Source organism: Stenotrophomonas sp. 2YAF22, from assembly GCF_052114665.1.
Classification (GTDB): domain Bacteria; phylum Pseudomonadota; class Gammaproteobacteria; order Xanthomonadales; family Xanthomonadaceae; genus Stenotrophomonas; species Stenotrophomonas indicatrix.
Genome location: NZ_JBFRFE010000134.1, coordinates 1 through 8,130 on the forward strand (window position 1 = coordinate 1; position 8,130 = coordinate 8,130).

General features: G+C 65.3%; 7 protein-coding genes. 1 reads left to right on the forward strand and 6 read right to left on the reverse strand.

The genetic code is table 11. The features are described 5' to 3' along the window. From AB4Y84_RS07620 to purB, 5 genes are all read right to left on the reverse strand, one after another. Window positions 1-398: 2-oxoglutarate dehydrogenase E1 subunit family protein (locus AB4Y84_RS07620; protein WP_442249948.1), on the reverse strand; the 398-nt coding region annotated here is incomplete at its 3' end. Between the two features lie 186 nt (window positions 399-584). Further along, window positions 585-1,487, reverse strand: a complete 903-nt coding sequence (locus AB4Y84_RS07625) for a GNAT family N-acetyltransferase (protein WP_442244315.1) — start codon at window positions 1,485-1,487, stop codon at window positions 585-587. 3 nt (window positions 1,488-1,490) lie between these two features. Then, the gene (locus tag AB4Y84_RS07630; RefSeq protein WP_312112914.1) at window positions 1,491-2,888 is read right to left on the reverse strand and encodes a ribosomal protein uL16 3-hydroxylase; all 1,398 of its coding nucleotides are present in this window, start codon (window positions 2,886-2,888) and stop codon (window positions 1,491-1,493) included. A 521-nt stretch (window positions 2,889-3,409) separates the two neighbouring features. Next, window positions 3,410-4,075, reverse strand: a complete 666-nt coding sequence (locus AB4Y84_RS07635; RefSeq protein ID WP_442244316.1) for a T6SS immunity protein Tdi1 domain-containing protein — start codon at window positions 4,073-4,075, stop codon at window positions 3,410-3,412. A 462-nt stretch (window positions 4,076-4,537) separates the two neighbouring features. Then, window positions 4,538-5,905 (reverse strand): adenylosuccinate lyase, encoded by a 1,368-nt coding sequence (purB, locus tag AB4Y84_RS07640; protein ID WP_363732695.1) that lies wholly within the window; start codon window positions 5,903-5,905, stop codon window positions 4,538-4,540. A gap of 236 nt (window positions 5,906-6,141) precedes the next feature. Between purB and AB4Y84_RS07645 the strand changes: the two genes are divergently transcribed. After that, window positions 6,142-7,581, forward strand: a complete 1,440-nt coding sequence (locus AB4Y84_RS07645) for a class II fumarate hydratase (protein WP_394196565.1) — start codon at window positions 6,142-6,144, stop codon at window positions 7,579-7,581. An 81-nt stretch (window positions 7,582-7,662) separates the two neighbouring features. On the opposite strand, the gene AB4Y84_RS07650 is transcribed toward AB4Y84_RS07645, so the two are convergent. After that, window positions 7,663-8,088, reverse strand: coding sequence for a hypothetical protein (locus tag AB4Y84_RS07650; protein WP_032951937.1), 426 nt, complete (start codon window positions 8,086-8,088; stop codon window positions 7,663-7,665). Window positions 8,089-8,130 lie beyond the last annotated feature (42 nt).

Here is an 8,130-nt window from a genome sequence, read left to right on the forward strand (position 1 = left end):
CTGTTGAGGTCGGCATCGGACAGGTTGTGGAAGGGCAGGCCGAGGTCCGGGGTGTTGACCGGAGCGGCCAGGCCCAGCGGGTCCAGGCGGGCGTCCAGATGACCACGCGAACGGTAGGCGGTGATCAGGCGACCGACATTGCGCTCGCGCTCATCGCCTGCACCGGTGCCGGTGCCTGCTTTCAGCGCATCCTTGGCCGCGTCCGCGATGTGGGAAATGACGGCCGAGTGCGGAATGTCGCCTGCTTCGCGGCCCTTGAAGCCGTCAAAGTAGGTTTTCCATTTGGGATCGACACTATCCGGGGAGACCAGGTACTGCTCGTACAGGTCCTCGACATAGGAGGCGTTGCCGCCGGCGAGTTGCGAAGATTGCGCAAACTGCTTCAGTTGATTGTCCACGATGGAGGGTGCTGATTCGCTTTGTGGGGTATGGCTTCAGAAGGACCCGGCACGAAGATGAATAGCCATGCACGGGCGCGTTCAAACGGCCAAATTGTACCCCCATCCGGACACGAAGGGGCAGCGACGAGGGCATCGGGCGTCCCCCGGTCTCGGTCCCAGACAGGTTGAGCGCACCGGTCGCGGTCAGATGCCGAGTGCGCGCAATTCGCTGCATTCGCGCGAACGGTCCCAGACACGCTGCAATTGCTGCTCGAACGGCTGCGAACGTGCCGGCAGCGCGATTGCCGATTCGCCGTCGAGGCGATGGCCGATGAGACGAAAGTAGAAGTCGCCTGCATCGTTGAGCAGGCAGGCCGAGGCCAGGGCGCGATCGATGGGGTCTGCGACCTCGCGGAACTGGATCACACTGGGCAGGCGCTGGAACAGCGCCAGCAGCGGCGCACCGGCGCTGGCGATGGCTGCGGCGTCATGCACGATCACCCGCAGCTGCTTGTCGTGGCGGGCGGTGACGAAGCGGCGCAGGGCTGCCTGTACCGGTGGCGCGTCCAGCAGGCCGGGGTCCAGCTGCCGGCTGTGCAGCCACAAGCGACGGCGGGCGCGGTGGATGATCGCCGTGGTGATCGCCACCGCTTCAGCGCGGCTGTCGATGGCGGAAACGGCCTGCAGCCGGCGCCGCATCTGCTGGTGGCCAATGCCGGCCTCTTCGAATTCGGGGCCTTCCTGAAGGAAGCCCTGGCGGGCGTAGAAGTCGCGTGCCGGCAGCTGCGCATGCAGGTGCAGCTCGGCCAGGCCGAGCTGGCGCCCGGCCTGCACCAGTGCCTCAAGCAGGGCCTCGCCAATGCCGTGGCCGCGATACGCCGCCAGCACCGCCATGCGGCCGATGCGGCCATCCGGCGCCAGCCGCCCGGTGCCGACCGGATGCCCGTCGGCATCCAGCGCCAGCACGTGGGCACAGACCGGGTCCAGGGCATCGCGCTCCAGGGCGGCGTCGATGCCCTGTTCCTGCACGAACACCCGCTGGCGCACGTCGTGGATGGCGACGTGGGCCTCGGCGTGACTGACCTGCTGGACCCGCAGCGGGCTCATGGCTCAGCCGCGGCCGGCGTCGCTGTCGTCTTCGTCGTGGTCATCGAAGTTGACGATCACTTCAATACCGTCGTCGTGCACGGTCACCAGATGGACGTCATCGGACATCGAGTCAGCCTCGATCACCTCGACCTGCTCGTGGCCCTCGATCACTTCACCCAGCACCTCTTCCTCCTCGTCGGCGTACACCTCGTTCGGATCGATCAGCTGGAACACGCCGCCGACCAGCAACTGCTGGACCACCGCACGGCCCTTGTCGGACAGACTGCGGTAGGCGGCGGCGTCGAGCTGCTCGGCACCTGCCAGGCGCTGCGCGTCCTTCACCGGCAGGGCGAAATCCTGGCCGCTGACATACAGGCTGGCACCGCGCTTGGCCCGGCGCCAAGCCAGGCGCGCCCACGGGTGTCGCTGCAGCAGCAGACCCGACTGCAGGGCCTCCAGCACTTCTTCCTGCGGCGGCGCGGCCTGGTGGGCCATCACCTCGCCGGCGGCGCGGTAGGTGGTGATGAAGCGGCCGAACCAGTCACCCAGCTTGTCCGGATCGTTCATGCGGATGGCGTTGAGCGCGGTGATCACCCGCGCCATCGCCACGGTGTCGATCTCGTTCGGGTCGGCCGGTGCCTTCAGGTCGGCGTCCTGGTAGCGGATGTTCTCGTCGGCGTCGGCGATCAACGTGTCCAGATAGTCACTGATCAGCTCGGCCGAAGACGGTGCACGCATGCCGAACGAGAACGTCAGGCACGGGTCTTCGGCAACGCCGTGATGCGGCACGTTCGGCGGCAGGTACAGCATGTCGCCCGGCGCCAGCACCCAGTCGTGGGTCGGCTTGAATACTTCCAGCAGCTTCAGTTCCACGTCGGGGCGGAAGCCCAGCGGCGGGCGCTTGCCCTTGATCGATTCACTGGCATCGATCTGCCAGCGGCGGTGGCCGTGGGCCTGCAGCAGGAACACGTCGTACTGGTCGACATGGGCACCGACCGAGCCACCGGTAGCGGCGAAGCTGATCATCACATCGTCCATGCGCCAGCGCGGCAGGAAGCTGAAGTGTTCGATCAGGGCGCGCACGTCCTTGTCCCATTTGTCCACGTCCTGCACCAGCAGGGTCCAGTCGTGGTCGGGCAGGGCGGGGAAGATGTCTTCCTGGAACGGGCCGCTGCGCACGCGCCAGCTGTCCTGGGCCTTGTCGTGCTCGATCAGGCGGGCCAGCACGCCCTCTTCGCAGGCCAGGCCGGCCAGGTCTTCCGGCTGCACCGGGGTCTGGAAATCCGGGAAGGCATTGCGGATCAGCAGCGGGCGTTTCTGCCAGAAGTCACGCAGGAAGGTGGCCGGTGCCATGCCCAGCGGCTGGCCGCGGCGGGCGGTGACTTCGATCAGGGGGGAGGAGGACTTGCGGGCGGCCATGGGGGAGTTCCTTGCAGCGGAAAGCGGGAGGGGCGGCGTGGCGGGCCGCCAAGGGCTCCATTGTCCGACGTTCGATGGGATTGCGCACGTGTGCTGGTTTGTCGCGGGGTGTCCGGCCAACGGCGGAGCCCCTCGTGGCGGGTCTGGGTTGGTCGCTGAAAGCAAAAGCCGCGCTTGGCCGGGCGGGTGGGCTGCGCGGGGGACGCTGCAAGTACGTCCCTGTAAGCTTGGCCGCCGCATCCATGCGGCGGACACCCCCGCGCAGCCCACCCGCCCGGCCCCTGACAATTTCCTGCGCGGCCCGCCACGGAATGGAAGAGGAAAATCAAAGGCAAAAGCGGGTCGCGCGCTGCGCTTGCTCGTGTAGAGCCGAGCCCACGCTCGGCTGCTTTTGCCATTGCGAAAAGCAGCCCGGCGTAGGCTTAGGGCTACAGGATCAGACACAGGTCGCAGAAACTACCTGGAAGTATCAAGACCCGGAGGAGATCTGTAGTTGTCGATCTGAAGATCGCCGTGTGATTTCAACTGAATGATCTGACAAGCGCCCGGGTTCCATACGATGAATACTCGTATAAGGAGAAGTCCTGTGTCTGGCACAGGATCCCTAAATGCTCAATGGCCTCGACCTTCTTCAGATTCTCGATGGTGTTCTCCCCACCCATTGAAAGCAGTGGCTGGAATCCATAGCATTCACCGATCTCTAAGGGCCCAAGCTTCTTCCGTGCTCTGGAGAATAGCCGTCTGTCATCTTTGTCGTAAGCATCGATATCCTCTGCGTCGAGCATAAATGGGATCTCGATGGCATGTTCAAGATGCATTCCGGCATCTGTATCTCGTGCAGAGGTCTCACACATCACTGAGCCATGCATAAGTTCTATCTCTCCGATGCCGAAGACTTCGTGATAGAAGAAAATATTGCCGAACGCACTATGGCAAAACGCATGGCAATTCGTACTGTTGAATTGCTCGTCGTGGTCGAACACTGCATCCAGAATGCCTTCGAAACTCCTGGGGTGGCATGTCTGGAGCTGGCCTTGCAGTGTGAAGAAAAAGCCCAGCTTAGCGAAGAGTTCGCGGAGTTGATCAGGAAGGGATGTTGGAAGTGAATTCCACTCGTCGCGGGTGAGCGAGCGACACAGCTTTGGGTGTCCATGCTCGTTGACGATGTAGTCAATTAGTTTACTCATTTCTGATCTGCAGTTTGGCCTTCGAATCTGCGGCGCGAATACGTCATCTGCCGGACTTGTTGATGGTCGAACGTATCAGGCAATACCGACGTTGGCCCGTTTTCAGAAACGGTCCCYCCGGCCTGCCTTGTCCCGGTGTGCGGCATGAAATGAGGATGGGAGCCAGAAACGACAAAAGGGACGCGGTGAAGCCGCGTCCCTCTTTCAAATTCCGTCCCGACAACCCAACGCTCTTCGATCCGTCACCGGACAACTGTCAGAGGTGGGGCGGGATGGGGTCGCGGGGGTGTCAGCCRCATGGATGCGGCTGCCAAGCCTCCASGGACGGATTCACGGCGTCCCCCGCGAACCCAACCCGCCCCGCCAAGCGCGACATAACCCAGAGCCGCCTTTGACGTTGCTGTTGCCGTTGCTGTTGCCTGCCGCAGGCAGCGCCCGCGGCCGCCGCCGCAAGGAAAACCCTTAAATCTTCTTCGCCAGCGACTCGGCCAGGCCGGTGTAGCTGCCCGGGGTCATCTCCAGCAGACGCTGCTTGGCATCGGCCGGCAGCTCCAGACCGTGCACGAAGGTGCGCATCGACTCGGCCGTGATGCCCTGGCCACGGGTGAGCGCCTTCAGCTGCTCGTACGGGTTCGGCAGCCCATGGCGGCGCATCACCGTCTGCACGGCCTCGGCCAGCACTTCCCACGCCGCATCCAGATCGGCGTCCAGGCGCTGTGGGTTCACTTCCAGCTTGCCCAGGCCCTTGGCCAGCGAATCCAGCGCCACCTGGCTGTGACCGAACGCGGTGCCCAGCGCGCGCAGCACGGTGGAATCGGTCAGGTCACGCTGCCAGCGGCTGATCGGCAGCTTCGCGCTGAAATGCTCGAACAGCGCGTTGGCGATGCCGAAGTTGCCTTCGGCGTTCTCGAAATCGATCGGGTTGACCTTGTGCGGCATCGTCGACGAACCGACTTCGCCTTCCTTCAGGCGCTGCTTGAAATAGCCCAGCGAGACGTAGCCCCAGATGTCGCGGGCCAGGTCGATCAGGATGATGTTGGCGCGGCGGGCGGCATCACCGATCTCGGCGATGTTGTCGTGCGGTTCGATCTGGGTGGTGTACGGGTTGAACACCAGGCCCAGCCCGGTCACGAAGCGCTCGGCGAAGGCCGGCCAGTCCACGTCCGGGTAGCTGGCGACGTGGGCATTGTAGTTGCCGACCGCGCCGTTGATCTTGCCGGTCAGTTCGACCGCGGCGATTTGCCGGCGCTGGCGCTCCAGGCGGGCGACCACATTGGCCAGCTCCTTGCCCAGGGTGGTCGGCGAGGCGGTCTGGCCGTGGGTGCGCGACAGCATCGGCTGGCCGGCCTGGGCGTGGGCCAGGGTGCGCAGTGCGTCGGCGACGCCGTCCAGGGTCGGCAGCACCACTTCGCGACGGGCTTGTTCCAGCATCAGGCCGTAGCTGAGGTTGTTGATGTCTTCGCTGGTGCAGGCGAAATGCACGAACTCCAGCGCCGGTGCCAGCTCGGCATCGTCCTTCAGCTGTTCCTTGATGAAGTACTCCACCGCCTTGACGTCATGGTTGGTGGTGCGCTCGATTTCCTTCACGCGCGCGGCCTGGGCCGGGCTGAAGCCGCTGGCCAGCGCACGCAGGCGGACGATGGCGGCGTCGGAGAACGCGGCCAGCTCTACGATGCCCGGCTCGGCGGCCAGGGCCAGCAGCCACTCCACTTCGACCGTGACACGGGCCTTGATCAGGCCGTACTCGGAGAAGATCGGGCGCAGGGCGTCGACCTTGCCGGCATAGCGGCCATCGAGCGGGGACAGGGCGAGCAGGGCGGATTCGGACATGTCGGCAGGGCTGGGACGAGCGGCGGGGGCCATATTCTACGACGTGCCGGTGAGGTAGTGCCGGCCGCTGGCCGGCAACCCATGGAATCGCGGGCCCCGCGGGGATGCCGGCCAGCGGCCAGCACTACCGAGCATCGGACAAGGGAGTATCGTTGTCGCAGCCGCCAGCCTGGGAAGCGACACCCTGCCAGCCGCCGCTTCCCTTTCCCCAACCGAAGTAGTGCGGAGTTGATGCAATGAGCAAAGCTGCAAGCAAGAGCGTCCCCAAGGGTTTCCGGATCGAGCACGACAGCATGGGCGAGCTGCAGGTGCCTGCCGACGCCCTGTGGGGCGCGCAGACCCAGCGCGCTGTACAGAATTTCCCGGTGTCGGGCCAGCGCATGCCGCGCGGCTTCATCCGTGCACTGGGCCTGGTCAAGGGAGCCGCCGCCGGCGTCAACGCCGAGCTGGGCCACTTGCCCAAGACCGTGGCCAAGGCCATCCAGTCTGCCGCCGCCGAAGTGGCGGACGGCACGTGGGACGCGCAGTTCCCGATCGACGTCTACCAGACCGGCTCGGGTACGTCCTCGAACATGAATGCCAACGAGGTCATCGCCACCCTGGCCAATCGCGCCGGCAAGGCCGGCAAGACCACGGTGCACCCGAACGATCACGTCAACCAGGGGCAGAGCTCCAACGATGTGATTCCGACTGCGCTGCGCGTGTCGGCCGTGCTGGCCACCCATGAGCAGCTGCTGCCGGCGCTGGTGCACCTGCGCAGGACGCTGGACAAGAAGGGCCGCAGCCTGCGCAAGGTGGTCAAGACCGGCCGCACCCATCTGATGGATGCGATGCCGCTGACCTTCGAACAGGAATTCGGTGCATGGTCGGCGCAGCTGGCCTCGGCGCAGGAGCGCATCGAGGACAGCCTCAAGCGCGTGCGCCGCCTGCCGCTCGGCGGTACCGCCATCGGCACCGGCATCAATGCCGACCCGCGCTTTGGTGCACAGGTTGCCAAGGCGCTGAAGCAGCAGACCGGCTTCAAGTTCGACAGCGCCGAGAACAAGTTCGAAGGGCTGGCCGCGCAGGACGATGCGGTGGAACTGTCGGGCCAGCTCAATGCGCTGGCGGTAGCCCTGATCAAGATCGCCAACGACCTGCGCTGGATGAACGCCGGCCCGCTGGCGGGCCTGGGCGAGATTGAACTGCCGGCACTGCAGCCGGGGTCCTCGATCATGCCGGGCAAGGTCAATCCGGTGATCCCGGAGGCGACGGTGATGGCCTGCGCGCAGGTGATCGGCCACCACACGGCGATCACCGTGGCCGGCCAGACCGGCAACTTCCAGCTCAACGTGACGCTGCCGCTGATCGCGGTGAACCTGCTCGATGGCATCGGCCTGCTGGCCAATGTGTCGACCCTGCTGGCCGACAGCGCCATCGCCGGCCTGAAGGTGCGCGAGGACCGTGTGGCCGAGGCGCTGGCGCGCAATCCGATCCTGGTGACAGCGCTGAACCCGATCATCGGTTACGAGAAGGCCGCAGCGATTGCCAAGCGCGCCTACAAGGAGCAGCGCCCGGTGCTGGACGTGGCGCTGGAAGACAGCGGCCTGGCCGAAGCCGAGCTGCGCCGCCTGCTGGATCCGGCCGCGTTGACGGCCGGTGGCATCCAGGCCGGTGGCGGTGGTGCCGGCGGCTGATCGAGCGGTGTGCGGGCCGAGGTCCGCAGCCACCACAGGCGAGAAGGAAGAACGCCGCCCGGGAGGGCGGCGTTGTTCGTTTCAGCGACGGTCGGCGACGATGTTGCCGAAAGTCTCGGTGTAATCCTTGAACTCGGGAATGGTCTGCACCAGGTCCGGCGGAATCACCTGCATGCCCTCCGGCGGCACGATCTTCACCGGCTGCATGTTGGGGTCGGCCGGTGCGGCCACCAGCGTGTTCTGGCGCAGCACCTGCAGCTTGCCGAACATCGTCTGCAGCATCTGCTTCTGTTCGGCGTTGAGCGGGATCAGGATCTCGTCGATCTTCATCTGCCCGTCCGGCAGGATGATGATGTTCGGTGCCGGCTGGCGGCGAACGGTCACGATGCTCTCGCTGACCGAGATCTTGGGTTTGCCACGCTCGGCGCGGTGGTTGCGGTAGTCCTGGTCACAGCCGACCAGGCCCAGGCAGAGCAGGGCGGCCAGCAGCAGAAACAGCTTTTTCATGGCGGTTCGATGAAGTGCATCCGGGGCCGCCATTGTAAGCCC